Source organism: Actinomycetospora flava (genome assembly GCF_037400335.1).
Taxonomy (GTDB): domain Bacteria; phylum Actinomycetota; class Actinomycetes; order Mycobacteriales; family Pseudonocardiaceae; genus Actinomycetospora; species Actinomycetospora flava.
Genome location: NZ_JBBEGM010000013.1, coordinates 75,268 through 101,767 on the forward strand (window position 1 = coordinate 75,268; position 26,500 = coordinate 101,767).

The 26,500-nt window shown below is 75.0% G+C and carries 29 protein-coding genes; 12 read left to right on the forward strand and 17 right to left on the reverse strand.

The window, feature by feature from the left end:
- Position 1 precedes the first annotated feature (1 nt).
- Positions 2 to 733, reverse strand: coding sequence for an SDR family oxidoreductase (locus WCD58_RS26225; protein WP_337706047.1), 732 nt, complete (start codon positions 731 to 733; stop codon positions 2 to 4).
- 19 nt (positions 734 to 752) lie between these two features.
- On the reverse strand, positions 753 to 1,097 hold the full coding sequence (locus tag WCD58_RS26230; protein WP_337706048.1) for a VOC family protein: 345 nt from the start codon (positions 1,095 to 1,097) through the stop codon (positions 753 to 755).
- Positions 1,098 to 1,184: 87 nt separating this feature from the next.
- On the opposite strand from WCD58_RS26230, the gene WCD58_RS26235 reads away from it, so the two are divergent.
- Both WCD58_RS26235 and WCD58_RS26240 read left to right on the forward strand, forming a co-directional pair.
- The gene (locus tag WCD58_RS26235; RefSeq protein ID WP_337706049.1) at positions 1,185 to 1,745 is read left to right on the forward strand and encodes an RNA polymerase sigma factor; all 561 of its coding nucleotides are present in this window, start codon (positions 1,185 to 1,187) and stop codon (positions 1,743 to 1,745) included.
- The gene (locus WCD58_RS26240; protein ID WP_337706050.1) at positions 1,742 to 2,482 is read left to right on the forward strand and encodes a methylated-DNA--[protein]-cysteine S-methyltransferase; all 741 of its coding nucleotides are present in this window, start codon (positions 1,742 to 1,744) and stop codon (positions 2,480 to 2,482) included. Before WCD58_RS26235 ends, WCD58_RS26240 begins: the two co-directional genes overlap by 4 nt.
- Positions 2,483 to 2,741: 259 nt before the next feature.
- On the opposite strand, the gene WCD58_RS26245 is transcribed toward WCD58_RS26240, so the two are convergent.
- The 4 genes from WCD58_RS26245 to msrA form a co-directional block, all read right to left on the reverse strand.
- A complete protein-coding gene (locus WCD58_RS26245; RefSeq protein WP_337706051.1) occupies positions 2,742 to 4,739 on the reverse strand; it encodes a CehA/McbA family metallohydrolase in 1,998 nt (665 codons plus the stop codon).
- Positions 4,739 to 5,560: a mycofactocin-coupled SDR family oxidoreductase gene (locus WCD58_RS26250; RefSeq protein ID WP_337706052.1), complete on the reverse strand. Its 822-nt coding sequence runs from the start codon at positions 5,558 to 5,560 to the stop codon at positions 4,739 to 4,741. The genes WCD58_RS26245 and WCD58_RS26250 overlap by 1 nt, the downstream gene beginning before the upstream one ends.
- 61 nt (positions 5,561 to 5,621) lie before the next feature.
- A complete protein-coding gene (locus tag WCD58_RS26255; RefSeq protein ID WP_337706053.1) occupies positions 5,622 to 6,413 on the reverse strand; it encodes a DUF1684 domain-containing protein in 792 nt (263 codons plus the stop codon).
- A complete protein-coding gene (gene msrA, locus WCD58_RS26260) occupies positions 6,410 to 6,928 on the reverse strand; it encodes a peptide-methionine (S)-S-oxide reductase MsrA (RefSeq protein ID WP_337706054.1) in 519 nt (172 codons plus the stop codon). The genes WCD58_RS26255 and msrA overlap by 4 nt, the downstream gene beginning before the upstream one ends.
- Positions 6,929 to 7,038: 110 nt before the next feature.
- On the opposite strand from msrA, the gene WCD58_RS26265 reads away from it, so the two are divergent.
- A complete protein-coding gene (locus WCD58_RS26265) occupies positions 7,039 to 7,506 on the forward strand; it encodes an SRPBCC family protein (protein WP_337706055.1) in 468 nt (155 codons plus the stop codon).
- Here the strand turns inward: WCD58_RS26265 and WCD58_RS26270 are convergent.
- Positions 7,460 to 8,035, reverse strand: coding sequence for a 2'-5' RNA ligase family protein (locus WCD58_RS26270; protein ID WP_337706056.1), 576 nt, complete (start codon positions 8,033 to 8,035; stop codon positions 7,460 to 7,462). The two genes, WCD58_RS26265 and WCD58_RS26270, sit on opposite strands and share 47 nt — an antisense overlap.
- 16 nt (positions 8,036 to 8,051) lie before the next feature.
- Positions 8,052 to 8,945 carry a CPBP family intramembrane glutamic endopeptidase gene (locus tag WCD58_RS26275; protein ID WP_337706057.1) on the reverse strand — a complete coding sequence of 298 codons (894 nt, stop codon included), beginning with the start codon at positions 8,943 to 8,945 and terminating at the stop codon, positions 8,052 to 8,054.
- 167 nt (positions 8,946 to 9,112) lie between these two features.
- Between WCD58_RS26275 and WCD58_RS26280 the strand changes: the two genes are divergently transcribed.
- From WCD58_RS26280 to WCD58_RS26295, 4 genes are read left to right on the forward strand one after another with little or no spacing between them, the layout of a single operon-like run.
- Positions 9,113 to 10,084 (forward strand): LLM class flavin-dependent oxidoreductase, encoded by a 972-nt coding sequence (locus WCD58_RS26280; protein ID WP_337706058.1) that lies wholly within the window; start codon positions 9,113 to 9,115, stop codon positions 10,082 to 10,084.
- Positions 10,081 to 10,530, forward strand: coding sequence for a helix-turn-helix transcriptional regulator (locus WCD58_RS26285; RefSeq protein ID WP_337706059.1), 450 nt, complete (start codon positions 10,081 to 10,083; stop codon positions 10,528 to 10,530). Before WCD58_RS26280 ends, WCD58_RS26285 begins: the two co-directional genes overlap by 4 nt.
- A gap of 5 nt (positions 10,531 to 10,535) precedes the next feature.
- The gene (locus tag WCD58_RS26290; RefSeq protein WP_337706060.1) at positions 10,536 to 10,952 is read left to right on the forward strand and encodes a VOC family protein; all 417 of its coding nucleotides are present in this window, start codon (positions 10,536 to 10,538) and stop codon (positions 10,950 to 10,952) included.
- Positions 10,953 to 10,977: 25 nt separating this feature from the next.
- The gene (locus WCD58_RS26295; RefSeq protein WP_337706061.1) at positions 10,978 to 13,413 is read left to right on the forward strand and encodes an ATP-binding cassette domain-containing protein; all 2,436 of its coding nucleotides are present in this window, start codon (positions 10,978 to 10,980) and stop codon (positions 13,411 to 13,413) included.
- Here WCD58_RS26295 and WCD58_RS26300 read toward each other — a convergent pair.
- Entirely contained in the window at positions 13,398 to 13,970 is a 573-nt protein-coding gene (locus WCD58_RS26300; RefSeq protein WP_337706062.1) for an HD domain-containing protein, read from the reverse strand. The two genes, WCD58_RS26295 and WCD58_RS26300, sit on opposite strands and share 16 nt — an antisense overlap.
- Positions 13,967 to 15,145, reverse strand: a complete 1,179-nt coding sequence (locus WCD58_RS26305; protein WP_337706063.1) for a TauD/TfdA family dioxygenase — start codon at positions 15,143 to 15,145, stop codon at positions 13,967 to 13,969. Before WCD58_RS26305 ends, WCD58_RS26300 begins: the two co-directional genes overlap by 4 nt.
- Before the next feature lie 117 nt (positions 15,146 to 15,262).
- On the opposite strand from WCD58_RS26305, the gene WCD58_RS26310 reads away from it, so the two are divergent.
- Positions 15,263 to 16,144, forward strand: coding sequence for a LysR substrate-binding domain-containing protein (locus tag WCD58_RS26310; protein ID WP_337706064.1), 882 nt, complete (start codon positions 15,263 to 15,265; stop codon positions 16,142 to 16,144).
- Here WCD58_RS26310 and WCD58_RS26315 read toward each other — a convergent pair.
- Positions 16,141 to 17,031 carry a LysR family transcriptional regulator gene (locus WCD58_RS26315; RefSeq protein WP_337706065.1) on the reverse strand — a complete coding sequence of 297 codons (891 nt, stop codon included), beginning with the start codon at positions 17,029 to 17,031 and terminating at the stop codon, positions 16,141 to 16,143. The genes WCD58_RS26310 and WCD58_RS26315 overlap by 4 nt on opposite strands.
- 82 nt (positions 17,032 to 17,113) lie before the next feature.
- On the opposite strand from WCD58_RS26315, the gene WCD58_RS26320 reads away from it, so the two are divergent.
- Both WCD58_RS26320 and WCD58_RS26325 read left to right on the forward strand, forming a co-directional pair.
- On the forward strand, positions 17,114 to 18,010 hold the full coding sequence (locus WCD58_RS26320; RefSeq protein WP_337706066.1) for an EamA family transporter: 897 nt from the start codon (positions 17,114 to 17,116) through the stop codon (positions 18,008 to 18,010).
- 118 nt (positions 18,011 to 18,128) lie between these two features.
- Positions 18,129 to 20,222, forward strand: a complete 2,094-nt coding sequence (locus tag WCD58_RS26325; RefSeq protein WP_337706067.1) for an HNH endonuclease signature motif containing protein — start codon at positions 18,129 to 18,131, stop codon at positions 20,220 to 20,222.
- Positions 20,223 to 20,243: 21 nt separating this feature from the next.
- Here the strand turns inward: WCD58_RS26325 and WCD58_RS26330 are convergent, their stop codons facing one another.
- The 3 genes from WCD58_RS26330 to WCD58_RS26340 are packed head-to-tail and all read right to left on the reverse strand — an operon-like array spanning position 20,244 to position 22,759.
- Positions 20,244 to 20,564: a DUF1905 domain-containing protein gene (locus WCD58_RS26330; protein WP_337706068.1), complete on the reverse strand. Its 321-nt coding sequence runs from the start codon at positions 20,562 to 20,564 to the stop codon at positions 20,244 to 20,246.
- A 21-nt stretch (positions 20,565 to 20,585) separates the two neighbouring features.
- Positions 20,586 to 21,233, reverse strand: coding sequence for a response regulator (locus tag WCD58_RS26335; RefSeq protein ID WP_337706069.1), 648 nt, complete (start codon positions 21,231 to 21,233; stop codon positions 20,586 to 20,588).
- Positions 21,230 to 22,759, reverse strand: a complete 1,530-nt coding sequence (locus WCD58_RS26340; RefSeq protein ID WP_337706070.1) for a sensor histidine kinase — start codon at positions 22,757 to 22,759, stop codon at positions 21,230 to 21,232. The genes WCD58_RS26335 and WCD58_RS26340 overlap by 4 nt, the downstream gene beginning before the upstream one ends.
- Before the next feature lie 153 nt (positions 22,760 to 22,912).
- Between WCD58_RS26340 and WCD58_RS26345 the strand changes: the two genes are divergently transcribed.
- Positions 22,913 to 24,163 carry a GAF domain-containing protein gene (locus tag WCD58_RS26345; RefSeq protein ID WP_337706071.1) on the forward strand — a complete coding sequence of 417 codons (1,251 nt, stop codon included), beginning with the start codon at positions 22,913 to 22,915 and terminating at the stop codon, positions 24,161 to 24,163.
- A gap of 1 nt (position 24,164) precedes the next feature.
- Here the strand turns inward: WCD58_RS26345 and WCD58_RS26350 are convergent, their stop codons facing one another.
- Together WCD58_RS26350 and WCD58_RS26355 are read right to left on the reverse strand one after the other, a co-directional pair.
- Complete coding sequence (locus WCD58_RS26350) at positions 24,165 to 24,818, reverse strand: Rv1733c family protein (RefSeq protein WP_337706072.1); 654 nt, start codon at positions 24,816 to 24,818, stop codon at positions 24,165 to 24,167.
- Between the two features lie 96 nt (positions 24,819 to 24,914).
- Positions 24,915 to 25,082 carry a hypothetical protein gene (locus WCD58_RS26355; RefSeq protein ID WP_337706073.1) on the reverse strand — a complete coding sequence of 56 codons (168 nt, stop codon included), beginning with the start codon at positions 25,080 to 25,082 and terminating at the stop codon, positions 24,915 to 24,917.
- A 112-nt stretch (positions 25,083 to 25,194) separates the two neighbouring features.
- Here WCD58_RS26355 and WCD58_RS26360 point away from each other — a divergent pair, with 112 nt between their 5' ends.
- A complete protein-coding gene (locus WCD58_RS26360) occupies positions 25,195 to 25,569 on the forward strand; it encodes a cupin domain-containing protein (protein ID WP_337706074.1) in 375 nt (124 codons plus the stop codon).
- A gap of 9 nt (positions 25,570 to 25,578) precedes the next feature.
- Here the strand turns inward: WCD58_RS26360 and WCD58_RS26365 are convergent, their stop codons facing one another.
- Complete coding sequence (locus WCD58_RS26365; RefSeq protein WP_337706075.1) at positions 25,579 to 26,436, reverse strand: NAD(P)H-binding protein; 858 nt, start codon at positions 26,434 to 26,436, stop codon at positions 25,579 to 25,581.
- Positions 26,437 to 26,500: the final 64 nt, after the last annotated feature.

Genomic DNA, 26,500 nt, shown 5'->3' on the forward strand with positions numbered 1-26,500 from the left:
GTCACGTGACGCGACGCAGGATCGGCGTCGGCATCACGCGCAGCAGCCGGCCGAGCACCGCCCACGGCCAGGTCGGCACGTAGGCGTGCGCGGGTGCCTTCTCGATCGCGTCCGCCATCGCGCGGGTGCCGGTCGCGGCGTCCACCGACATCGGCCGGCGCATCCCGCCGTTGAGCTCGGTGCGGATGTAGCCGGGCGCGAGGGTGGTGACCGTGATCGGCGTCTCGGCGACGTCGACGCGGATGCCCTCGGCGAGGTGCGACAGGGCGGCCTTCGTGGCGGCGTAGGTGGTCTGCGCGCCCTTCAGCCCGCGGTCGGCGGCCACCGAGGACACGACGACCAGGTGCCCGGCGTCCTGTGCCCGGAAGATCTCCATGGCCGCTTCGCACTGGGCCAGGGCAGCGACGAAGTTGGTCCGCGCCGTGGCGAGGTTGGCGTCGAACCGGCCGGTGCCGATCGGCGCGCCCTTGCCGATCCCGGCGTTGACGATCACACGGTCGAGGCCGCCGAGCTCGTCGCGCAGCGCCCGGACCGTCGCGAAGACGGCGTCGTGGTCGTCGACGTCGAGCGACGCGATCGCGATCCGCACGCCGGTGGGGGCGAGCTCGTCGCGCAGGGCCTCGAGACGGTCGAGGCGCCGGGCGGCCAGGGCGAGGTCGTGCCCCCGCCGGGCCATCTCGCGCGCCATGCCGGCGCCCAGCCCGGCGCTCGCCCCGGTGATCAGTGTCCGCACGAGGGCCGTGCCTACCAGCTCACGGGTGGGCGAGCACGTTCACCACGACGCCCTGCGGGGTGCGGACGAAGAACCGGCGCACGCCCCAGGGCTCGTCGGTGAGCGGGTGGACGATCTCGTACCCGTCCGCGACCGCCCGAGCGTGGACGGCGTCGACGTCGTCGACCTCCACGCTCACCCGGCTGTCCTCCGGGGCGCTCGCGTCCCGGCTGATGAGCTGCACCTGCGCGGCCCCGCTGCGGTGGTTGACCACCCACCCCATGTCCATCGCGGTCTCGAGCCCCAGCAGGCCGGTCCAGAAGGGGGCGTCGGCGCGCGGGTCGTCGACGGCGAGGTTGGCGACGATGCGGCGTATCTCGGTCATGCGGCGAGCCTGGCGTGTCGTGGGCCGGCGGTCTTGCAGGAATCGGAGGCGCGCCACGGATCCCGGCGCTGTGGTGTTCTCCCTGACGTGGCGGACGACGAGCAGCTGCGCACCGCGCTGGTCGAGGACCTCGACGCGGGGTTCGAGGCGGTGGTGCGCACCCACGGCGACGTGGTGCACGCGGTGGCGCGGCGGACGGCGGACCGTCCGGCGGACGCCGAGGACCTCGCCGCCGAGGCGTTCCTGCGGGCCTACCGGGCGTTGCGCGGCTACGACGCGCCGCGGATCGCACGGCTCGACCTGCGGCCCTGGCTGCTGACGATCCTGCTCAACACCGCTCGCAACGACCGCCGCGACGCCGCCCGCCGGCCCCGCACCGACGCCGCCGCCGACCCGCCCGACCGCGCCAGCCCCGCCCCCGGGCCCGCCGAGCGCGCCGAGGCCACCGACCTGGGCGACCGCCTCGCCGGCCTGCTCGCCGAGCTGCCGGTCGCGCAGCGCACGGCGGTGGTCCTGCGGCACGTCGTGGACCTGCCGGTGGCCGAGGTGGCCGCCGTGCTCGCGTGCAGCGAGGGCACCGCCCGGTCGCACGCCGCCCGCGGGCTCGCCGCACTGCGGGCCCGTCTCTCTCCCGAGGAGCCCTCATGACCGACACGCTGCTGGAAGACCTCCGCGACCTCGCCGAGCCCGCCCCCGCGACCCTCGCCGAGCGGGTCGTCGACGGCTGGGTGCGCGCCGAGAGCCCGCTGGGCGAGGTGTACGCCGTCGTCGGCGCCGGCGGGGTGCGCCTGCTGCGGACCGCCGCCTACGCCGGCGACCTGGACGCGTTCCTCGAGGGCTACCGCGCGCGTCACGGCCGTCCCGTCCGCCCGGCGTCGCGCACGCCCCGGGGCCTGCTGCCCGCGCTGCGCGGCACGGGACGGGCGCCGGCGGTGGACCTGACCGACGTCGGCGACTTCGCGCGGAAGGTGCTCGACGCCACGGCGCGCATCCCCGCGGGCCAGGTGCGCCCGTACAGCTGGGTGGCCCGGGAGGCCGGGCACCGGAAGGCGGTGCGCGCGGTCGGCACGGCGCTCGCCCGCAACCCCGTCCCGCTGCTCGTGCCCTGTCACCGCGTCGTGCGCGGCGACGGCGACCTCGGGCAGTACCTCTTCGGGCGCGGCGACAAGGTGGCGCTGCTCGAACGGGAGGGCGTCGACCTCCCCCGGCTCGCCGACTTCGCCGCCTCGGGCACGAAGCTGATCGGCAGCGACACCACCGGCATCGTCTGCCTGCCGACGTGCCACCACGCGCGCCGGATCACGACGGCCCACCGCCACGGCTTCGCGAGCCTGGACCGCGCCCGCGCCGCGGGGTACCGGCCGTGCCGGGACTGCCGGCCGTAGCGGGTCCCGGGGTTTCCGACCGAAGGGCCCCTTCGCTCGGATAGACGGGCGAGGGGCACCCTTCGCCGGAACGCCGACCGCGGTGGAGCGCGGCGAGCAGGAGCGCCGCCGGCGGCGGAGCCGGCCGAGCGGCACGTCGCGCAGGTCGGCGGGCTCGTCGACCAGCGCATCGTGCTCCTCGCCGCGCCACGCCGGTGATCATGGGCGACGCCATCCACCCCCCGCGGCCGGTCCGGGTGCACAGGGACGCTCCTGATCTTCAGGGTTCGCCCACCGCTCGGTACACGGCGCGGGCGCGGTCGAGCACGTCGCGGTGGTCCGCGAGCTGCGCCTCGCGCCGCTCGGGGTCGAACCGCCCCTCGGCGACGACGAGCTCCTCCAGCCGGTCGAGCAGGCCGAGGCACCAGCGCGCGTCGGCCACCCGCGCCACGCGCCGCCCGCCGACCTCGACGTGCACGGGCGAGGTGTGCGCGTACACCGACCGTTGCGGGTCCTGGGGGTGCGGGCCGCCCCGGGCGATCGCCGCGAGCCACAGCGGTCCGTCGACGACCACGGACGCGCTGACCACGTCCTCCCCGGCCGCGATCTCCCCGTCCGGGCCCACGAGCACGATCTCCCGCGCCCCGAGCCCACGGACCCGGGCCCGCACCTCGAGGACGGAGCCGGCCCGGGCGTCGAGCACCGATCCCGGCCCGGCGCCGTCGACGGACAGGGTCACGAACGGCCCGTTGGTCGCGAGCGTGCGCCCGGCGCGGATCGCGTCGCGCACCGCCTCGGCCGTGACCGGCGCGCCGCCCAGGTCGGCGTAGGTGCGCAGCCACCCCGGCGGGTTCGACGCCACCCCCGGCCCGTGTGCGAACGACAGGAACACGTCGCTCCCGGCGACCGCCGCGAGGCGCAGCCCGCACCCCAGCAGCCGGTGGTAGAGCTCCGCGCCGGCGCGGTCGGCGAAGCAGGACACGACCTCCATCGCGTCGACCAGCCCCAGCGCGGCGTCGGCGACGAGCTCGCGCGCCTCGACGGTCCGGTGCGGCGCGAGGAACGGGTCGTAGGGGTCGTCGGAGGTCCCGCACCCCGCGAACACCGGGTGGGCGTAGTGCGTCGACGCCTCCGCGGCCCGCAGCTCGGCACAGGCGACGGCGTTCGGCGGCCAGTCGTGCGGGTGCTCCGAGCCCGGGTGGCCGGTCTGGTAGCGCGTCGGCGGGGCGGTCGGGGCCAGGGCGTGGACGTGGCCGAGCAGGTCGTTGCGGAACTCCACCGACGTGCGGGCGACCGTGCCGTCGGGAAGGGCCCACAGGTCCTCCCCCACCGTCGCCTCGAACAGGGCGCGGTCGTAGACGTGCGCGCCGCCGAGGTTGCCCGCGGTGAGGTTCATGAGCTCCAAGCCCTCGCCGCGCTGCATCGCCCGGGCCTGCTCCGGGGTGACGACGAGGTCGCCGGAGTAGTTGAGGTGGACGTGCAGGTCGGCGGAGTGCCACCCCTCGGCGGCCGGGTCGACGAGTCGCTCGGGCTCCAGGTCGACCACCGCGTCCTCACCGGCGACCGCCACCGTCGTCGTCACCGGCGCGTACTCGGGCCCGCGCGTGCAGGTCACGGTCAGCTCGCCGGCCGGGACGGTCAGCGTGGTGTCGCGGGCGTGGAAGTACGGCCGGTGCGCGGCATCGGTCTTCGCCGGGACCCCGTCCGGCCACCACCCGCCGCCCGCGGCGTCGACCACCGACCACCGCGACCACGCGCCGGAACGCACCCGCAGCGTCGCCGCGGGCGGGACCTCGAGCGCACCCGGGACGTCGACCACCGACCCGGCACACGACACCGCCAGCGCGCCGTCGACCTCCACCGTCGCGACGGCCGCCCCGCCCGCGGCGACCGTGACCGGCGTGCCGGCGACGACCACCGTGGCGGCCACGGCCGCGTCGACCACGACGTCGAGGGTCACCGGACGCCCGGCGATCGCGAGCCTCGGCGCCCCGACCCGCGGGACGACCGCCCCGGCGGACGGGACGTCGAGCACCACGAGGCCCGGCGGCGGCGTCTCCCCCGCGACGCGGCGGATCGCGGCAGGCCAGTCCCCGCCGGTCGCGGCGAGCGCGTCGGTCAGGTCCCCGAGCCGCGAGAAGCGGGCGAGCCGGAAGAACTCGGGCAGGTCCTCGTCGCCCCAGTCCCAGACGCGCTGATCGCGCAGGCGCCGGTAGTGGGCGAGCGCCTCGATCGCCGGCGCAGGGAGGTCGAGCACCTCGTCGTCGTCGCAGCACATCAGCGCGCCGTGAACCCCGCGTCGACGGGCAGCGCGACGCCGGTGACGTAGCGGGCGCCGTCGGAGACGAGCCAGTCGACGGCGGCGGTGATGTCCTCGGGGGCGAGGAGACCGACGGGCAGCAGGTTGCCGACGTCGGGGACCTCGCCGGCGGGCGGATCCGTGAAGAGGGCGGCGACCGCGTCGTTGAGCACCATCGTCGTCGCGACCCCCGACGGGTGCACGGAGTTGACGCGGATGGAGTGCGGCGCGAGCCAGTGCGCCCAGGCCCGCACGAGCCCGACCACCGCGGGCTTGCTGGCGACGTAGCCGTCGCTCTGCCCGGTGCCGTCGCCACCCCGGCCGGTGAGCCCCATCGACGAGCTGGTGACGACGACCGCGCCGCCGCGGCCCTGCTCGATCATCGTGGGCGCCGCGGCCTGGACGGTGTTCCAGACGCCGACGGTGTTGACGTCGAGCTGGTCGCGGAACGCCTGCGCGGCGCTGACGTCCGGCGACGCCATCCCGATGCCGGCGTTGGCGAGCACGATGTCGATCCCGCCGAGCTCGTCGATCCCGGCCGCCACGGCCTCATCCAGCGCAGGGGCGTCGCGGACGTCGGCGACGTGAGCGCTCACCCGCCCGCCCCGCGCGCGGATGCCCGCGGCCGTCTCCTCGAGGTCGTCCGGGCTCGCCATCGGGTAGGCGACGCCCGGGTGCGGCGCGCAGACGTCGATCGCGACGACGTCCGCGCCCTGCTCGGCGAGCCGCCACGCGTGGCTGCGGCCCTGTCCCCGCGCCGCGCCGGTGATGAGCGCGACCTTCCCGGTGTGTGCGGACATGGCGCATGACCGTACCGTAGTGGTCCTGATTTGCAACCACTCGGTACGGCCATACGACCGGCTAGACCGGCGTCTTCTCCCCCGCCTCGACCGGCACCGTGACCACGTTGCCCGCCGGGGGCAGCGGGCAGGTGGCGAACGCCGTGAACGAGCACGGCAGGTTCAGCGTGCGGTTGAGGTCGATCCGCACGGAGCCGTCCTCGGCGGGACCGTCGGTGCGCAGCACACGACCGCCGCCGTAGGTGGTGTCCCCCGAGGTGGCGTCGCGGAAGTGCAGCCGCAGCTCGTCACCGTCGCCGCCGAGCGCGATGAGCTCCTGCTCCTCGCCGCCGAGGGTGAAGCGCACCGTCCCGACGGCGGTCGGGTGGAACCCGAGGCCGTCGACGACGGTGTCGACGTCGATGCGCCGCGGCTCGTCCCACGGGCTGAACCGCCCGCTGACGACCCACGCGGCGTCGACGGGGAACGCCGGCACGCCCGTGAACGCCGCCAGGGTCGGACCCTGCGGGTCGCGGACGCGCAGGGCGACGTGCTCCTCCCGGCGGATCACCTCGACCCGCCGCTCGCCGACGGCGACGAGCACGCCGGGCTTGCCGTCGACGGGCTCCACGCGGACGGTGCCGTCGACCCGCTCGCCGTCCACGGACACGTCGTCGCCGGCCGCGGCGGTGATCTCCGCGCCGCCGTCCGCGGCCCGCCACGTGCCCGGCAGGTCCGCGTAGGCGCGGGCCTCACCGTCGAGCCAGTGCAGCCCCGTGAGGCTGAGCCACCCGTGCGGCGCGCGGAGCACGTCCTCGCGCTCCGCGTGCCAGGCGGCCCACTCCGCGGTCAGGTCCTCCTCCACGGCCGTCATGCCGACGTCGTCTCCTCGCGCTTGGGAAGCACCCAGCCCGGGCGCACGAAGTGGCACGTGTAGCCCCAGGGCATCTTCTGGAGGTAGTCCTGGTGCTCCGGCTCGGCCTCCCAGAAGTCGCTCGCCGGCTCCACCTCGGTGACGACCGGTCCGGGCCAGAGGCCGGAGGCGTCGACGTCGGCGATGGTGTCGCGGGCGACGCTCTCCTGCTCGGGGGTCGTGTAGTAGATCGCCGAGCGGTAGCTGCGACCGATGTCGTTGCCCTGGCGGTCGCGGGTCGACGGGTCGTGGATCTGGAAGAAGAACTCGAGGATCTCGCGGTAGGAGATCGTGGAGTCGTCGAACACGACCTCGACGGCCTCGGCGTGGTCGCCGTGGCGCCGGTAGGTGGCGTTCGGGGTGTTCGGGTCACCGGAGTAGCCGACCCGGGTCGAGAGGATGCCGGGTCGCTGGCGCAGCAGCTCCTGGGCGCCCCAGAAGCACCCGCCGGCCAGGATCGCGGTCTGAGTGGCCACGGATTTCCTCCTCGTCTTTCGCCTGCAGGTGGCACAACGCGTTCGGCGGGACGGCTGTTCCGCCCCATCCGGACCGCTGATGTGCCACTCGGGGTGACATGCTCCGTACCGTGAGCGAGCAGCGCATCGAGGTCACCCGATGGATCGCGGCCGACCCGGCGTCCATCTTCGACGTCCTGCGCGACCCGCACGGCCACGTCGCGATCGACAGCTCGGGCATGCTCATGGACGCCGACGGCGAGCCCGTCGAGGGCGTCGGCGACCGGTTCACCGTCCACATGGACCGCGAGGCGCTGGGCGACCGGCCCCTCGGTCGCTACGACGTCCAGGTCGTCATCACCGTCTACGAGCCCGACGTCGAGATCGCCTGGACGATCGAGGGCCAGGTGCGCCCGATCATCGGCCACGTCTACGGCTACCGGCTCGAGCCCGCCGAGGACGGCACGCGCGTGACGTCCTACTACGACTGGTCGGACATCCACCCGGAGTGGGCGGCCCGCGACATCTTCCCGGTGATCCACCCGAACTCCCTCAGGGCGACGCTCGGGATCCTGGCGCGGACGGTCCAGAAGGACTGACCCCGAGCGGGGCGTCCGCGCCGACGTCCCACGTCGCGGTCCGCACCATCAGCGCGACGCGGTCGATGCGCGTGGTCAGCGGGAGCCGCGGCGCGATGGCGGCCGCCGCGGCCCGCAGGGACGCCTCCGGGGCCTCGCGCCGGAGCCCGACGGTCAGGTGCGGGACGAGCTCGCGCTGCTCGGCGGGCAGCTGCGGGAACGCCGCGCGGACGCGGTCGGCGATCTCCCGGAACGGCGCGACCGGATCCGGGGCCAGCCAGAGCACGCGCCGGCCGAACCACCGGAGCTCGCCGAACGTGCCGTCGAACGCCGGCACCTCCGCGACCGCGGCACGCAACGCCGTGACGACGCCGTCGGTGACGGACGCGGGCTCGACGAACGGGTACACGAGCGTCAGGTGCGCGCCGAGTCCGCGCCGCGCGGTGGGGTCGAGCTCGTCCCGGAACGCGCCGACCAGCGGCTCGGCGTCCGGGACGAGGGCCGCGATCATGGTCCGGCGTGCGGACGGGTCGAGCGGGATCGCGACCACCCCCAGGGCGGCGAGGCTACGCGTCCTCCGCCCGCAGACGCCCGATCCCGAGCCGGCCGCGCGTGACGGCCAGCAGCACGAGGGCGGCACCGCCGAACGCGATGATCACCGGAACGGCGCTCGACCCGACGCCGGGCGGGAACATCGGCGGCAGCAGGGTCGAGACGGCGTCGATCGAGGTGTGGACGAGGATCGCGATCAGCACGCTGGCCCGGGTGTTGTTGAAGATCCACGAGATGACGACCGAGAACGACAGCACGGTCAGCGTGTAGAGCGCGATGCCGATCGGCCCCCCGCCGCCGGACGCCTCGGCCCAGGACGGGCTGAAGAACTGCGGCAGGTGCCAGAACGTCCACAGCAGCCCGAGCACCAGCGCCGCGGCGGCCGGCGCCATCCGGCGCTGCAGCCGGGGCAGGGCGAAGCCGCGCCAGCCGATCTCCTCGAACAGCGGGCCGCCCAGGACCGCGACGAGCAGGAAGGACGGGACGTAGCTCAGCAGGAACGCCGGACCGCCGATCGCGGCGACGTCGGGCAGCGTCCCGCTGTAGACGACGCAGCCGAGCACGGCGAGCACCGGCACGGCGACGAGGGCGACCAGGTACCACATCCACCCCACGCGCCAGCGCACGACGCGGGCGAGCAGGCGCCGGACGCCGGCGCCGCCCTCACAGGCCGCGGTCACCACGAGGGCGGCGACGGTCGGGCCCATGAGGATCGCGAACGCGTTGAGGTAGCCGACGAGCGCCGGGTCGATGCTGGTCGGCAGCCAGCCCGCGCCGTCGCGGCCGAACACCCAGGGCGACCAGACCAGCCACGTGAGCAGGTAGGCGAGCACGAAGAAGGACGTCAGCGGGTACCGGGCGAGGACGCCCGACCGGGCTCGCGCGGGCTGGTGGGCGGCGGTGGTCATGGGCGTCCCCCTGGGCGTGCTCCCCGCGGGACCGCGACCGCGCCCCGTCACGGAGAGTCTCGACATGCCCCGCGAGGGGGTCAACGACGGCGGCCGGGGCCGTCAGCAACACGACAGCGCCGCTACGGAGCGTGCACAAGACTGGTGCCGGGCGCTACCGTCGGCGCGTGCGCTGGTCGATCGCGATCCCCCAGTTCGGCGCGGACGCGTTCGACGCGGACGGCGTGAAGGCGCACCTCGCCCGCGCGGAGGAGCTGGGGTTCGACGGCGCCTGGACCATGGAGCTGACGATCGGCGAGGCGCCGGTGCTCGCGCCGCTGGAGGTGCTCGCCTACGCGGCGGCGTGCACCGAGCGGCTCCGGCTGGGTGTCGGCGTCCTCATCACCACCCTGCACGACCCGCTGCTCCTCGCGGCCTCGCTCACCGCCGTCGACCGCCTGAGCCACGGCCGCCTCGACGTCGGCCTCGCGCCCGGCGGCGGAGGGCGGCCGTTCGCGGCGTTCGGCGTCGAGCGCGAGAGCTTCGTCGCGCGCTTCACCGAGGGGCTGGCGCTGATGAAGGAGGCCTGGTCCGACACGCCGCGGGTGACGTTCGACGGGCGGTTCCGGCGCGTCGAGGACCTGCCGATCGCCGCGAAGCCCGTGCAGCGCCCGCACCCGCCGGTCTGGTTCGGCGGCAGCGCACCGCGGGCGCTCGCCCGCGCCGTGCGGCTCGGCGACGCGTTCCTCGGCGCCGGCTCGGTGACCACGGCGGCCTTCGCCGACCAGGTCGTGACGCTGCGCCGCGAGCTGGAGGACCAGGGCCGCGACGCGGCGGGGTTCCCGCTCGCCAAGCGCGTCTACGTCCGCGTCGACGACGCCCCGGGGCGGGCGCGCGAGCGCATGGTGGCGAGCCTGCACGGGCTGTACGGCGACAAGCCCGGGATCGAGGACGTGCCCGTCACCGGGTCGCCCGACGACGTGGTGCGCGGGCTGGTCGCGGTCCGCGACGCGGGCGCCGGGATGATCCTGCTCGACCCGTTGGGCGAGAGCGTCGCCGACGACCGCGAGCAGATGGAGCGCCTCGCGGCCGACGTCCTCCCGCACGTCGCCTCGTCCGGTTCGTCCCCGGGCCCCGACGTGGCACGATCCACCGGGTGACGAGCCGGACGCCCCGGGAGGAGCACCTGCGCGACCTCGCGCTGCTGCGCCGCGTCCGCGACCGCATCGACCGCGAGTACGCCCAGCCCCTCGACGTCGAGGCGCTGGCGCGCGGCGTGCACTGGTCGGCGGGGCACCTCAGCCGGGAGTTCCGGCGCGCCTACGGCGAATCGCCCTACAGCTACCTCATGACCCGGCGCATCGAACGGGCGATGGCGCTGCTGCGCCGGGGCGACATGAGCGTCACCGACGTCTGCTTCGCGGTCGGCTCGTCGTCGCTCGGGACGTTCAGCACGCGCTTCACCGAGCTGGTCGGGATGTCACCGAGCGTCTATCGCCGCGAGGCCTCGCGCGAGGCCGAGGGCATGGCGCCGTGCGTGGCCAAGAAGGTCACGCGACCGGTCAGGAATCGAGAAGCACCGGTCGTCGGCGCCTCCCTAGCGTGAACGTCATGACCACCGACATCACGATCTACCAGGCGTTCCTCCCCCACGACGACCACGAGGCCTCGCTGGCCTTCTACCGCGACACCCTGGGCTTCGAGGTCCGCAACGACGTCGAGTACATGGGCATGCACTGGCTCACCGTCGGTCCCGCGGGCCAGCCGGGCACGTCGATCGTGCTGCACCCGCCGACGGCCGACCCCGGCATCACCGAGGACGAGCGGCGCGTCGTCGCGGAGATGATGGCCAAGGGGACGTACGCGAGCATCAACCTCGCCTCGCCCGACGTCGACGCGACCTTCGAGCGGCTGCAGGCCGGGGACGCCGACGTCGTCTCGGAGCCCACCGACCAGCCGTGGGGCGTGCGCGACTGCGCGCTGCGCGACCCGGCGGGCAACATGATCCGCATCTTCGAGGTGAAGTGACCGCCAGCAGGGGGACGGAGATCCGATGAGCACGGTCCTGAGTCAGGCCGACGGGACGGCGACGTCGACCGCTCACGACGCCGACAGCCACGACCTGATCCGCGTCCACGGCGCGCGCGAGAACAACCTGCGTGACGTCAGCGTCGAGCTGCCGAAGCGCCGGCTGTCCGTGTTCACCGGGGTCTCCGGGTCCGGCAAGAGCTCGCTGGTGTTCGGCACGATCGCCGCCGAGTCCCAGCGGATGATCAACGAGACCTACAGCGCGTTCGTGCAGGGCTTCATGCCGACGCTGAACCGCCCCGACGTCGACGTCCTCGACGGGCTGACCACGGCGATCGTCGTCGGCCAGGAGCGGATGGGCGGCGACGTCCGCTCGACGGTCGGTACGGCCACCGACACCGGGGCGATGCTGCGGATCCTGTTCAGCAGGCTGGGCACGCCGCACATCGGCGGCCCCCAGGCGTTCTCGTTCAACGTGGCCTCGATCAGCGGCGCCGGCGCGGTGACGTTCGAGAAGGGCGGCCGCGAGATCAAGGAGCGCCGCGACTTCAGCATCACCGGCGGCATGTGCCCGCGCTGCGAGGGCCGCGGCACCGCGTCCGACTTCGACCTGACCGCGCTCTACGACGCCTCGAAGTCGATCAACGAGGGCGCGATCACGATCCCGGGCATGAGCATGGACGGCTGGTTCGGCCGCATCCTGCGCGGCTGCGGGTTCTTCGACCCGGACAAGCCGATCGGGCAGTTCACGAAGCGCGAGCTGAACGATCTGCTCTACAAGGAGCCGGTCAAGCTCAAGATCGAGGGCATCAACCTCACCTACACCGGGCTGATCAACCAGATCCAGAAGTCCTTCCTGTCCAAGGACCGGGAGGCGATGCAGCCGCACGTGCGGACGTTCGTCGACCGCGCGGTGGTGTTCACGACCTGCCCGGACTGCCACGGCACGCGCCTGAGCGAGGCCGCCCGGTCCTCGACGATCGACGGCAAGAACATCGGCGACGTCGCCGCGATGCAGATCAGCGACCTCGCCGACTGGGTGCGGGGGCTGGACGAGCCGTCGGCGGGAGACGGAGCGGAGCGGAGCTCGACCCGTGAAGGAGTGCGCCCGCTGCTCGGGTCGCTGTCGGAGACTCTCGACTCGTTCGTCGAGATCGGGCTCGGCTACCTCTCGCTCGACCGGCCGGCGGGCACGCTGTCGGGCGGCGAGGCGCAGCGCACCAAGATGATCCGCCACCTCGGCTCGGCGCTCACCGACGTCACCTACGTCTTCGACGAGCCCACCATCGGGCTGCACCCGCACGACATCGCGCGCATGAACGACCTGCTGCTGCGCCTGCGCGACAAGGGCAACACCGTCCTCGTCGTCGAGCACAAGCCCGAGACCATCGCGATCGCCGACCACGTCGTCGACCTCGGGCCGGGTGCGGGCCGCGCCGGCGGCGAGATCGTCTACGAGGGTTCCCTCGAGGGCCTGCGCCGCAGCGGCACCTTGACCGGCCGCCACCTCGACGACCGCGCGTCGCTCAAGGACGCGGTCCGGACCCCGACGGGCGCGCTCGAGGTGCGCGGCGCCGACAGCCACAACCTGCGCGGCGTCGACGTCGACATCCCGCTCGGCGTGCTGGTCGCCGTCACCGGCGTCGCGGGCTCGGGCAAGAGCTCGCTGATCCACGGGTCGGTCGCCGGGCGCGACGGCGTCGTCGTGGTCGACCAGGCCCCGATCAAGGGCTCGCGGCGCAGCAACCCGGCCACCTACACCGGGCTGCTCGAGCCGATCCGTAAGGCGTTCGCGAAGGCCAACGGCGTGAAGCCCGCGCTGTTCAGCGCCAACTCCGAGGGCGCGTGCCCCAACTGCAACGGCGCGGGCGTGATCTACACCGACCTCGGGATCATGGCGGGCATCTCGACCCTCTGCGAGGTGTGCGAGGGCAAGCGCTTCGACGCGTCGGTGCTGGAGTACCGCCTGGGAGCCAAGGACATCAGCGAGGTCCTCGCGATGCCGGTCGCGGAGGCCGTCGAGTTCTTCGGCGCGGGTCCCGCGAAGACCCCGGCCGCGCACAGGATCCTCGTGCGGCTCGCCGACGTCGGCCTGGGCTACCTCACGCTCGGCCAGCCCCTGACCACGCTGTCGGGCGGCGAGCGCCAGCGGCTCAAGCTCGCGACGCAGATGGCCGAGCAGGGCACCGTGTACGTGCTCGACGAGCCGACCACGGGCCTGCACCTCGCCGACGTCGAGCAGATGCTGGGGCTGCTCGACCGGCTCGTCGACTCCGGGAAGTCGGTGATCGTCATCGAGCACCACCAGGCCGTGATGGCGCACGCCGACCGGATCATCGACCTCGGTCCGGGCGCCGGGCACGACGGCGGTCTCGTGGTGTTCGAGGGCACGCCGGCCGAGCTGGTCGCCGACCGGTCGACGCTGACCGGCCGGCACCTCGCGGACTACGTCGGAGCCTGATCGGGCGCGGTGACCCGCTCGGGAGCCAGGATCCGCCGGACCATCGGCTCGAAGAACGCCAGCGACTCGGACGGGTGGTCGGGGTCGAAGCTGTTCTGGTCGTAGCGCGCGCAGAAGTCGACGCAGTCCTGGTACCAGGGGTGGTCGGCCCACCGCTCGCGCGCGTCCGGGTCGGCGCCGACGTGGTGGAACCAGTACTTGCCCTGGAACACCCCGTGGTGGGCGAGCACCCAGTGGTTTCGTTCCGAGACGTACGGGCGCAGCACCGCGGCGGCGACCTCGGAGTGGTTGGCGGGCGAGAGCACGTCGCCGATGTCGTGCAGGAGCGCGCAGACGACGGTCTCCTCGTCCTCGCCGGCGCGGTGGGCCCGGGTGGCGGCCTGCAGGCTGTGCTCGAGGCGGGTGACCCGGTAGCCGGTGTGGTCGTCCATCGCGCGCAGCCAGCCCAATACGCGGTCCGGGAAGCGGGCGAGCTCGGCGTCCTCGTAGCGCGCGAGCAACCGGTAGTCGTCGGCCGTCCCGTCGGCCATGGCGGTGAACCCGACGGTGTCGGTCATGCGGTCTCCCCCGGGGTCTGCGCGGGCAGCGGCTTGTGCTCGCCGCGCAGCACGCGGCGGCGGGCGAGGAGGTCGTCGACGTCCATGTAGACGTCCTGCAGGTGCCGGGCGCCGCTGGCCGGGTCGTAGGGCAGCCGGCCGTGCAGCACGCGGTGGGAGTGCACGGTGACGAGGTCGCCGTCGTCGCACCGGAAGCTCGCGCGGTACCGGCCCGAGTCGATGATCCCGGCGAGGTGCCGGTAGGCGGCGTAGAAGGCCTCGACCTCGTCGAAGGGCGCGGCGAGGGGCTGGGCGAGCTGGTTGGAGAAGCGCAGGAGCCGGACCTCGCCGTCGGCGTCGAGGGTGACCATCGGGTTCTCCGCCCAGGTGTCCTCGTCCTCGCTGAACAACTGGAACGGCACGGGGACCCGGCACAGGGTGGCGAAGTGTTCCGGCGCGTCGCGGCGCAGCTCGGCGAGTGCCGCCCACCCGTCGACCAGCGTCGAGTCGCCGCCCCGTGCCCGGTTGACGAGGAAGTGCAGCAGCTGCACCGAGGGCGGCCAGTCGTAGCTCGGCATGTCGGTGTGCGGACGCAGCTCGCCGGAGGTGTGCGCGACGTTGTAGCCGGCGGGGTCGTGGCGCACGTCGTGCACGCGGTCGAACGCGACCTCGCGGACGTGGCCGACGGTCTGCGCGAACCGCTCGACCTCGTGGTGGCGCGACGGGACGCCGGTGACGACCGCGGCCCCGTGCGCGGCGACGGCGTCGAGCCAGGCGAGCTGCCCGTCGACGCTGCCGACGACGTCGGCGTGCGCGAACCGCGGGGGATTCCCCGCGTCCGCCGGCCACAGCGCCGCCGCGGGACGGGGACGCCGGCGGGGACCGGTCGAGTAGTCGTGACGGCGCAGCCACTCCGGCGCGTACACGCAGGCCTGCCCGTCGTTCCACAGCACCTCGAGACCCGCGACGGCGTCGAACGAGGCGGCGGTCGGGCGGACGCCGGGTGGGATCGCCCCGGTGACGAGCCGGCGCTCGCCGGACTGCGCCACCCGGTCCGGACCGGCCCAGCTGTTGTCGCGCAACCACACGTAGTGGAAGCGGCGCCGCCGGCCGTCGAGCACGAGCGCGAGGTGGCGCTCGTCGAGCGTCACCGTGCCCTCCGGCGCGGCGGGCGGGTGGTCGAGGGTCTGGCTCACGGAGGGTCCTTCCAGGGGATGCGGGCGAGCGCCTCCACCCTCGTCGCGAACTCGGGCCACGATCAAACAACGCGAACGGACCCTGAGACCCCGGAATCCTGAGGCTAGGGTCCCGACGTGCGCGCACCGCTGCCCCCGCTCGTGTCCGTCCAGGCGTTCGAGGCGGCCGCGCGCCACGAGAGCTTCGCGGCGGCCGCCGAGGAGCTGCACGTCTCCCCCGCCACGATCAGCCAGCGCGTCCGGTCGCTGGAGACGCACCTCGGCGTGCCGCTCTTCGAACGGCTCCCCCGCACCGTCCGGCTCACCGAGCTCGGCCGCGCCTACCTGCCCGCCGTGCGCGAGAGCCTCGACGACCTCGCCGTCGCGACGACCGGGCTGTTCGGGCCGGCGCGCCGCGAGCAGCTCACCGTGCGCACCCAGGTCTCCTACGCGGCCACGTGGCTGGCCCCGCACGTCGGCGACTTCCAGGACCGCCACCCCGAGATCGACCTGCGCGTCGTGTGCGCCGTCTGGTCCGAGGCGCTCGACCCCGGGGACGTGGACGTCGACATCCACCAGGGCCGCGGACCGTGGGCCGGCGTGCACAGCGAGGTGCTCCACCAGGACCACGCCCTCGCGATCCGGGGGCCCGGCGACCGCCCGGTGGAGTCGGTCGCCGACCTCGCCGCCCGCCACCGGGTCCAGGTCCTCGGCTTCGACGACCTCTGGCCGCGGCTGCTGCCCGCCGACGCCCCGCGCCCGTCGCGGGCACTCACCGTCGACACCAGCCTGGCGGCGCTCGAGATCGTCGCCGCCGGGGACGCGTGCGCGGTGATCCCCGAGCGCTTCGCCCGCACGGCCGTCCGCGCTGGGCGGGTCGCCCTCGCCCTGGACGGCGCCTGGCCGGCCCGCCAGGCGCACTACCTGCTGCGGCCCCACTCCGAGCCGCGGCCGTCACCGCAGGCCCGGGCGTTCCTCGCCTGGCTCGCCGAGCTGGACGAGCGCGTGCCGTCGCTCTAGCCGACCGCCTGCGCCACCTGGTCGAGCACGAGGGCCAGGGGCGGCCAGGTCTCGCGGCCCCGGCGAACGACGGCGGCCGCGCGCAGCCGCACCGCGGGGGCGCTCAGCGGGACGATCGCGACGCCCGGCGCGGTGGGGCGGTCGTGCGGGAGCAGGCCGACGCCGAGGCCCGCGAGGATGAGGTCCTCGACGAGGTCGAGGCTGTCCGCCTCGTGCGTGGTCCGCAGCGCGAAGCCCGCCATCGACGCGAGCGTGCGCAGCACCTGCTCGTCGGCGGGATTGCGGGAGTTGCCGATCCAGGCGCGGTCGCGGAAGGCGGTCATGACCGCGAGGGAGTCGGCCGCCTCGTCCGGCACCTCGCCGGCGGGGACCGCGAGCACCCACGCCGTGGTCCACAGCGGCGTCGCGGCGAGGTCGGGGTCGAGCGCGGCCGGGGCGAGGTCGTAGTCGTAGGTCAGGGCGAGGTCGATCCGGTCGGCGACGAGCATCGCGTGCGCCTCGGCCGGCTCGTACTCGCGGATCGTCAGCGCGACCTGCGGGTGCGTGCGGCCCAGCGCGACGACGGTCGGCATCAGCGTGCGGCGGATCGCGCTGGCGAACCCGGCGACGCGGACCAGCCCGCGGGGCTCGGCGTGCGGGTCGAGGTCGCGCTGCGCCGACTCGACCGCGGCCAGGATCGCGCGCCCGTGCTCGGCGAGACGCTGCCCGGCGGGCGTCAGGCGCGCGCGCCGCCCGTCCGGCTCGACGAGCGCCGTGCCGGCCTCGCGGGCGAGGGCCGCGATCTGCTGGGAGACCACCGAGGTGCTCGTCCCCAGGAGCTCGGCGACCACCCGCATCGAGCCGTGCCGGTCGAACTCGACGAGATAGGGCAGGCGTCGGGTGTCCACGCAGCCATCATCCGTGATCAGCGAACGTTCTGTGAAGCAATCTCACGTGGACGTGAACGGTCGCGCGCTCTTCACTGTGCTCGTGACCGCCCCCGCGCTCCCCGCCACCCCCGGCCGCCTCGCCTCCCCCCGCGCCGGGGCGGGGATGGCGATCGGCGCCATGCTGTGCGTGCAACTGGGGCTCGCACTGTCGGTCGGGCTCTTCGAGGCCGTCGGCCCGGCCGGCACGGCGGCGCTGCGGCTGCTGTTCGCCGGGGTGCTGCTGCTCGCGCTCGTGCGCCCGCGCCCGTCGGCGTTCACGCGCTCGAGCCTGCTCGCGTGCGTCGCGCTGGGCACAGTCACCGCAGGGCTCACGATCCTGTTCACCGAGGCCATCGCCCGCATCCCGCTGGGCACCGCGTCGGCGCTGGAGTTCCTCGGCCCGCTCGGGGTCGCGCTGGTCCGGGGTCGCGGGCGCGCCCGGGGCTGGGCGCTGCTCGCCGCCGTCGGCGTCGTGCTGCTGACCCACCCCTGGCAGGCCGGCCTCGATCCCGCCGGCGTCGGCTTCGCCCTCGCCGCGGCGGCCTGCTGGGCGGGCTACATCCTGCTCACCCAGCGCGTCGGCGACCACGTCACCGGCCTGACGGGGCTTGCCGTCTCGATGCCGGTGGCGGGGCTCGTCGCGGCCGTCGTCGCCGGGCCCGGCCTGCTCGCCGACCTCGGCACCGGGCAGCTCGACCTCACGGTGCTGCTCGTCGCCCTCGGGATCGCGCTGCTCATGCCGGTCGTGCCGTTCAGCCTGGAGCTGCTGGCGCTGCGCCGGCTCACGACCGCCGCGTTCGGCACGCTCATGTGTCTGGAGCCCGCGATCGCGCTCGCCATCGGCGCCGCGCTGCTCGCCCAGACACCGTCGCTCGAGGCGGCCCTGGGGATCGCCGCGGTCGTCGCCGCCGGGATCGGGGCCGAACGCTCGGGAGCGCGGACGGCGCAGGCCGGGTAGTCCCTCGCGGACCCACCTCGCCGACCCGCCGAATCGTGACCGTTCCGTGATCTGCACCGGAGCCGTGCACGCCTTCCGCGGGGCGTCGTTGTCGGGGGTCGCCTCTAGCGTGATCGGTGTGAGCATCGTGGACAACCTGGAGGCGGGCCTGGCGGCCGCGCTGAACGGTCGTGACCCCGATGCCGACCTCGTCGGGGTGCTCGACGCCCTCGACCCGACGGACCTGACCGGCGAAGCCCTGGCCGCCTACGTCCGGGGCCGGTGGCGGGCGCACAACCGCGCCGAGGCCCAGCTCCTGGCCGGCCTGCGAGAGCTGGGGATCGCCCAGAAAGAGACCACGGGGCGGCTGGCGAGCTCGGACGAGTTCTCCGGCGACGAGGTCGCCGCCCTGTTGGGCTGGTCGCGCACCATGGCCTCGCGGCGCCTCGACCTCGCCGACGACCTGTTCGAGCGGCTCCCGGCGCTCGGCGACGCGTTGTGGCGTGGCGAGCTCGACGAGCCGAAGGTCCGCGCGATCAGCGAGCTGACGACCGATCTCTCTCAGGACCACGCCGGCCATGCTGTCGGTGAGGTGCTGCCCGACGCGGCCGGACTGCCGGTGGCGATGCTGCGAGAGCGGCTCGAGGAGATCGTGCTCGCCATCGACCCGGAGTGGGCCGAGCGCCGCCGCCGGCGGGCCGAGGCCCGCGGGCGGGTCCTGCTGACGGCCAACCCGGCGGGGACGGCGACCTTGTCGTTCGTGGACACGCCGGCCGAGGACGGCATCGACTCCAACGCACGGATCGACGCGTTGGCGGCGGCCGCACGCCAGTTGGGGGTCCTCACCCCGATCAATCAGCTGCGGCTGCAGGTCGGCATGCGGCTGCTCAACGGCAGCACCGCGGGCATGACCGACCGTGACATCGCCGTCCAGCTCGCCGCCGAGTACCACGCCGCTTCCACCATCGCCGCCGACGACGACCCCGACGACCGTGGTCCGGACGACGGTCCGGACGACGGTCCGGACGACGGTCCGGACGACGGTCCGGACGACGGTCCGGACGACGGTCCGGACGACGGTGGACCCGACGACGGCGGACCCGACGACGGCGGACCCGACGACGGCAGCAGCCCCGACGACGGCAGCAGCCCCGACGCCAGACCGTGCGGCGACCCGGAGGACCCGTCGGACGATGTCCCCGACGAGAACCCCCAGCAGGGTGCGCTCGATCTCCCCGACCTCCCGGGCGATCCGGACGAGGACGAGCCGGTGGCGCGCGAGCGCCGCACCGGGCGGATCCGCCAGGGCGCCGTGGAGGTGCGCCTCCGGCTGACCACGGCACTCGGACTCGACGAGCACCCCGCCACCGTCCCCGGCTACGGCGCGGCCACCGCGTCCCTCGCCCGCGACCTCCTCGCCGCTCGCCACGACGGCGAGTGGCGTGTCGTGCTCACCACCCCCGACGGACACCTCCACCACGTCCTGCTCGCCCGGCGACGACCGACCCGACCACCCGGCCCCCGCGGTCCGCACCGGGCGCGGGGGCAGCGAGCACCCGGTGCGGTGCGCTGCGGGGCGATCGTCGAACTCCAGGTTCCGACGACGCTGCTCCACGCCCTCGACCCCGCTGATCATCTCGGCTGGGGCGATCTGCTCGCCGAGCTACGGCACCGCGTGGACGGCCTCGAGGCGACCGGGCAGCTCGGACGTCCGCCGGACGCCGACGCCGGACCCGATCGCCGGCGCCGCCGTCGAGCGGGCGCCGAGGCGGAACGCTGGGTCCGCGCCCGTGACCGGGCGTGCGTCGCGCCGTGGTGCGGTCGGTCCGCGCATCGCGCCGAGATCGACCACACCCGGGACCACGCCGCCGGGGGCCCGACGCTGACGTGGAACCTCGGCGCCTGGTGCACTCATGACCACCGCGTGAAGCACCTCGCCGGCTGGACGGTGCGCCGACCCCGACCCGGCCACTTCGTCATCACCACCCGCGCGGGGGTGACCCACACCTTCGGGCCGAGGACGATCCTGCGACCGCTCCCCGACCCGCGCCCCGCAGGGCGACCCCGGCCTCTGCCGGACGACGGTCCCAACATCACCGATGGCGACTACGACCCCGACTGGCTCGCCAAGATCGCGTCCCGGCTCGCCACACGAAGCCACACCGCGCCCGCCCCGACGCCGACCGCCGCCGACGACGTGCCACCCCTCATCGACGACCCGCCACCGTTCTAGGGCGCTCAGACTCTGGGGCGCTCAGACCGTCCGGCCCGTGCCGTTGGCCGCGCGCCCGCCGCGCGGGACGACGCTCATCGCCACCGTGACCTCGTCGCCGTCGCCGAGCTGCTCCGCGGACCGCACCGCCTTCTTCACGGGCAGCACGTAGCCGCCGTCCCTCGGCAGCAGCGAGGTCTCCCACTCCGTCGCCCCGATGCGGCAGCGCACCGGGACCGCGCCCCAGCCGTACGACGCGTCCTCGGCGTCGACGACGTCGCGGCCGTGCTCGGGCAGCGCCAGCCACCAGAACGGCGCGGGACCGCGCCACTCGAACAGCGCGGCGGTGAACTCGAGGTCCATGCCCGGGTTCCTACCGGATCGTCAGAGCTCTCGCGCCCGCTCCGCGCGCACCCGGTCGGCGAGGACGGCGGCCTGGACCCGGCGCTGCATCCCCAGCTTCGCGAGCAGCGCCGACACGTAGTTCTTCACGGTCTTCTCCGCGAGGAACATCCGCACGCCGATCTCGCGGTTGGTCAGCCCGTCGCCGATGTAGCCGAGGACCTCGCGCTCCTTGGCGGTCAGCTCCGCGAGCGGGTCCGGCGCCTCGGTCCGCGTCCGCAGCCGTGTCATCAGTACCGACGCGGCCCGCCCGTCCAGCAGCGACCGTCCCGAGCCCACCTCGCGCACGGCGTTGACGATGTCGTTGCCGCGCACGTCCTTGATCACGTAGCCGGACGCGCCGGCGAGCACCGCGTCGAACATCGCGCGCTCGTCGGTGTACGACGTCAGCATCAGGCACGCGAGGTCGGGCATCAGCGAGCGCAGCTCCCGGCACAGCTCGATCCCCGTGCCGTCGGGCAGCCGCACGTCGAGCACCGCCACCCGGGGCGCCAGCGTCTGGATCGCCGCCAGCGCCTCGGTCACGGTGCCCGCGCCCCCGACGACCTCCATGTCGTCCTGGGTGTCGAGCAGCGCGGCGACGCCCTGGCGCACCACCTCGTGGTCGTCGACCAGGAACACCGTGATCACGGCAGGGTCCTCTCGTGCGGGGCCGGTGGGTCGAACGGGACCCACCACGTGAGCCGGGTGCCGGGGCCGGGCGACCGGCGTCCGACGTCGGAGTCGCCGCCGAGGGCGCGGGCCCGCGCGACGAGGTTGGCCAGGCCGCTGCGGGCCACGGTGTCGGGGATGCCGACGCCGTCGTCGGTGACGCCGACCGCGAGGACGGTGTCCACGGAGACCGTCACGATCACCGAGTCGGCGGCGCCGTGCCGGATCGCGTTGGAGACGCCCTCGCGGACCACCGCCTCGACCTGCGCGGCGAGCGCCTCGGGGACGGTGTCGACCGGTCCCGACAGGCGCACCACCGGCTCGGTCTCGACGTGCACCGCCATCTCCGCGACGGCGCCGCGCAGCCGCCCGCCGAGGCCCGGGGCGCCGTCGAGCGCGTGGAGGTCGAAGATGCTGGTGCGGATGTCGCGGACGATGCCGTCGACCTGGTCGACCGCCTCGTTGACGCGGCTCGCGGCCTCGGGCAGCGTCCGCATGCGGGCCTGGGTGGCCTGCAGCCCCAGGCCGAGCGCGAACAGGCGCTGCAGGACGTGGTCGTGCAGGTCCGCGGCGATCCGCTCCCGGTCGGCGGCCACGTCGAGCTGCCGCCGGGCCCGTTGCGACTCGGTCAGGCGCAGCACCAGCGCCGCCTGGTCCGCGAACGACGCGACGGTGGCCAGGCCCTCGTCGTCGACGCCGCCGCGCCGCGGGTCGCGGACCACCACGAGCACGCCGGTGACGACCTCGGCACCGTCGAGCGGGACGAGCAGCGCGGGACCCAGCCGGCGCTCGTGCCCGTCGACGGCGAGCACGAGGCCGTCGTCGACCCGGGGCACCCGCGTGCGGGCCACCTCGGCCAGCGGCGACGACACCGCCGCGATCCGCGCGCCGACGGGCAGCGGGCCCTCCAGCCCCACGCTCACCGTGACGCGGACCGGCGGCACGTCGTCGCCGTCGAGGACCGGGCCCGGCGGCGAGGTGATCACCGCGCCGAGGCCGTCGCAGATCTCCACGGAGCGCTCGGCGGCGAGCACGAGCACCTCGGCCGGGTCGGCGCCCGCCAGCACCTGCGCGGTGATCTCCCCCGACGCCTCGAGCCAGCGCTGCCGCCGTCGCACCTCGTCCAGCAGCCGCCGGGTGTCGCGGAGCAGCCGGCCGTGCTCCACGGCGACGGCGGCGGTCCCGGCCAGCGCGGCCGCGGTCTCCTCGTCGTCGTCGGTGAGGTCGCGGCCGGTCAGCGACAGGGTGCCGATCACCCGCTCGCCCGTCCGGACGGGCACCTCGAGGCGGGTCCGGGTCGGCGGCTCGTCGCTGCCGGCCGACACGACGTGCGCCGGTGACCCGTCCTCGCCGTGCACGCACAGCTCGCCCCACCGGGCGTCGGTCAGGTCGGCGGCCGCCGCCACCAGGTGCTTGAGGACGGTGTCGAGGTCGGCCCCGGTGGCCAGGGCGGTCAGGGAGCGCAGGAGGGCGGCGACGGGCGCGCGACCGTGCGGCTCCTCCACCGTCGCCACCTCCCGCGCGCGCCTCCCGGGCCTCATCGTCACGCCGCCCGGGGCGTGGAGCCAGGGCCGGACGTCCCGACGATCAGTCCGGAACGCTTGACACGGCGAGGGTCGGCACGACCATGACGAAGCGTGGCATCGAGAAGTGGTGCTGTGCCCGACCAGCCCGAACCGCTCGCGGCGCCGTCGGAGGGACTCGCGTTCCCCTCGGTCGCCCGCCTGGAGCTCGACGAGCTGCTCGACCAGCTGATCGCGCGCGCGACCGAGGTGAAGCTGACCCAGGGGCGGCTGCGCCACCTGCTGGACGCGACCCACCGGATCACCGCCGGGCACGACCTCGACGACCTGGTCGGGCGCATCGTCGAGAGCACGCGGACGCTGGTCGGGGCGCGCTCCGCCGCGCTCGCGGTGGTCCGCGACGACCGGGTGCTGCGGTTCGTGCACGCCGGGATGGACGCCGAGACCGCCACGCTCGTCGGCGGCCTCCCGCACGGCGAGGTCGACCGCGACGGCGCCCCGCCGGTGCCGTCGTTCCTCGGCGTCCCCCTGCGCGCGGGCGGCGTCGTCCGCGGCGCCCTCTACGTCGCCGGCAGCGAGCACGACGGCGGCTTCACCGCCGACGACGAGCAGCTGCTCACCGCGCTCGCCGGCGCCGCGGGGATCGCCGTCGAGAACGCCCTGCTGCTCGACACCGCCCGGCGCCGGGAGCGGTGGCAAGCGGCGTCCGCGCGGTTGTCGAGCGGGCTGCTCTCCGGCGAGATCGCGGCCGAGGACGAGGTCCAGCACCTCCTCGACACCGCGGTCGACGTGGCGCAGGCGTACGGGGCGGCGGTCACGCGGGTCGTCGACGCCGACCCCGGCACCGCGCACGTCGTCGCGGCGGCCGGCCTGCTGCGGGAGTGGGCGGGCCGGTCGGCGGCGAGTCCCGGCTCGATCACCCGGGCGGCGCTCGACGAGGACGGGCCGCTGCTCATCGCCGACGCGCTCGCCGACCCGCGCACCACCGGCGTCGTCGAGCGCGCCCCCGAGGTGCGGTCCGTGCTCGCGGTGTCGCTGCCCGGCCCGTCCGACCGGACGGTCCTCATCCTCGCCCGCACCGACGGCGACGAGGCCTTCGGCGCGGTCGAGGCCGAGATGCTGCTGGGGTTCGCGGCCCACGCCACCACGGCGATCGAGCTCGCCCGGGGCCGGCGCGACCGCGAGGCCGTCCACGTCCTGGAGGAGCGCGAGCAGCTGGTGCTGTCGATCTCCGAGGGGGTGGTCCGCCGGGTGCAGCGGGTCGGGCTGGCGCTCACGAGCAGCGCCTCGGGCGCCGACGGCCCGCTGCGCGACCAGCTGCTCGCGCAGGTCACCGAGCTCGACGACGTCGTCCGGGCCGTGCGCAACACCGTCCTGCCGGGCTGAGTCACGGCAGGCGGTCGGGATCCGGCTCGGGGTCCGGCTCGGGGTCCGTGAACCGGCGCCACGCCCGGTCCCAGGAGCGCAGGCGCGCGCGGTCGAGGACGTGGCGCAGACCCGCGAGCAGGACGAGCGAGACGGTCAGGTGGATGAGCAGGAGGAACCCCGTCACGAGGGCACCGTGCGCTCCGGGCGCCGTGGGCGGCATCGGCGGCGGGGTCGGGCGGTCGGCGGCATCCACCCACAGCACCCGCGTTTCGCCGGGGACGGTCGTGTCGGGCACCCGGGCGAGCCCGGTGCGCGGGGTCCCGTCGGCGCCGGTCCAGCGCACCGGGGTGCGCACGATGTCGGTGGACCGGTCGGTCCAGCCGTCGGCGGGCGCCGAGGCGACGTCGCCGCCGGCCGGCGTGCCCTGTGTCGGGGTGGGCAGCACCACGGCGGTCACCGGATGGCGCTCGCCGTGCTCGATCGCGGCCTGGGCGCCGAGCCGGGCGGTGACCTCCCCGCCGGCCGCGAGCGCGAGCGGCAGGAGCAGCAGACCGGTGAGCAGCAGTACCCAACGCGCCGTGACCTCGAGGCGGTCGCTGGGCCGCCGGAGCGCCGAGCGCGGGGGCACGAGCACCCCGACGGCCCGGCGCACCGCGCCCGTCCTCGCGCCCATGCCCGCCCTCCCACACCCGGAGCTCCCGAGCGTGTGCGGCGCGGTGGAGCGGGCGGCAGGGTCGACCGGCCCCGCTCCGGCAGGGACCAACGGGTCCTATCCGAGGAAGTCGTCGACCAGCTCCTCCATGCCCCGCAGGGGGCGGTAGCGGCGCCGTTCGCGCGGCGGCGGCATCGGGGGTGAGGCGGGATCGGGCTCGCCGTCGGGGCGTGCCGACCCGCCGCCGTGCCGGGGCGCGGGTGGTGGCGACGCGTCCTCGTCCACGAGGGACCTCCTTCGGCACCGGAGAGCGTTCGGGGCGCTCCCCACGGTGACCGTCGGGGGTCGGCCCCGTGCAGGGCCGAAGGTCCCGAGACCCATCACCGATCATGGGTCCATGACCTTCTTCGTGCGGCCGGCGGGCGGCGGCGACACCTACGCGTTCGGCGGCGCCACCTTCACCGTCAAGGCGAGCGGGACCGACACCGAGGGACGGGTCGGCGTCATGGAGCAAGCGGCGCCCGCCGGGCTCACCGTCCCGGCACACACCCACGACGGCGAGGACGAGATGTTCTACGTCCTCGACGGCGAGGTGCGCGGCTTCTGCGGCGACGAGGAGTTCACCGCCGCGGCGGGCGGGTTCATCTTCCTGCCCCGCGACGTCGTCCACGGCCTCGAGGTCGTCGGCGGCCGGCCGGCCCGACTGCTGACGATCGTGGGCCCGGCGAAGTTCGACGCCCTCGTCGCCGGGCAGGGCACTCCCCTGACGTGACCGCGGGGCTCAGGCGAGTGCGCGCAGGGTGTCGACGAGCGGGGTGGTCAGGCGGCCCAGCAGGCGCGCGAGGGTGCCGTCGGTGATGTCGAGCTCGCCGTCGCGGATGTTGCCGTCGAGCGTGACGAGGAAGCCCGCGGTGGCGTCGTCGAGCCCGAGGCCCTGCAGCCGTGCCAGGTGCTCCTCGGGCGAGACCTGCTCGACGCGGACGTCGCGTCCGAGCGCCTCGGCGGCGGCCGCGGCGAGGTCGTACCGGGTCCAGGCCGTGTCACCGGCGAGCTCGAGGATCTCGACCCCGGCGGGGATCTCCCCCGTGAGCGCCGCGACGGCACCCCCGGCGAAGTCCGCGCGCGAGGCACTGGCCACCCGGCCCTCGCCGGCGCTGGTCAGGACGACCCCGCTGCCGCGGGCGCCGTCGAGGGCGGAACCGAACACCTCGCTGTAGAAGTTGTTGCGCAGCACGGTGACCGGGAGCCCGGACGCCCGGAGGAGCTGCTCGGTGGCCGTGTGCTCGGGGGCGACGACGATCGTCGTGTCGTCGGCGCGCGTGACGCTCGTGTAGAGCAGGTGGGCGACGCCGGCCGCGGCCGCGGCGTCGATCACCGTGCGGTGCTGCTCGACGCGCCGGCCGAGCTCGCTGCCCGAGATGAGCAGGACGCGCTCGACGCCGTCGACGGCGGCCTTGGCCGTGTCGGGGCGGTCGTAGTCGAGCTCGACGACCTCGACGCCGCGGTCGGCGTACGCAGCCAGGGAGTCGGTGCGACGGGCCCCGGCGCGCAGGGAGGCGGGCGCGACGCCGCGCGCGAGGAGGCCGTCGAGGACGAGGCGGCCGAGGCCGCCGGAGGCGCCGGTGACGAGGATGGTCATGAGGGGTCCTTCCGTGGTTCTGCCTGTCAGGAGGCGGAACCACGGCGCTCACCAGGAAACTTCC